The sequence below is a fragment of the Haloferax sp. KTX1 genome, assembly GCF_902410085.1.
Taxonomy (GTDB): domain Archaea; phylum Halobacteriota; class Halobacteria; order Halobacteriales; family Haloferacaceae; genus Haloferax; species Haloferax massiliensis.
Map to the genome: position 1 here is coordinate 1 of NZ_CABPRH010000042.1, position 667 is coordinate 667.

The following is a 667-nucleotide window of genomic DNA, read 5'->3' on the forward strand; positions in this document are numbered from 1 at the left end:
ACATCGAGAATATCGTCAGCGGGTTCGAGACGCTCGGCCCGTTCTGGCACCTCATTCTCGGCATCGTGTTCGTCGTCGCCGTCGTCCTCTTCCCGAACGGAATCTGGGGCGGTATCGACTACGTTCGTGACATGGTCGTCGGAGGTGAGGACGAATGACAGTCCTCAAAACGGAGCGGCTCACCAAGCAGTTCGGCGGCCTCACGGCCGTCGACGAGGTGGACCTGGAAATAGAACAGGGTGAAGGCGTGAGCCTCATCGGACCCAACGGCGCGGGGAAATCGACGTTCATCAACCTCGTCACCAGACGGCTCGAACCGAGCTACGGCGAGATCGCGTTCCAAGGGGATTCCATCATCGGAATGGACCCACACGAGGTCGTCCAGCGGGGGATGAGCAAGTCCTTCCAGACGGCCTCTATCTTCCCCGAACTGACCGTCAAGGAGAACGCGACTATCGCGGCGCTGGCGGCCGAGCACGGCTCGTTCCGGTTCAACTTCTTCCGGAACCAGAACAGCTATCCGGCGGTCGACGAACTGGCGAACGAGGTCCTCGAATCAGTCGGGCTGTACGACGAGCGCGAGAACCAGGCTGATAGCCTCGACTACGGGAACAAGCGCCGGCTCGAACTCGGCATTGCGCTGGCCGCCGAACCGGATATGCTGCTG

1 protein-coding gene is annotated in these 667 nt (G+C 61.3%); it reads left to right on the forward strand.

The window, feature by feature from the left end; genetic code table 11:
• Positions 1–154: 154 nt before the first annotated feature.
• The coding region (locus FY251_RS20640) for an ABC transporter ATP-binding protein (protein ID WP_148416838.1) at positions 155–667 on the forward strand (513 nt) is incomplete at its 3' end.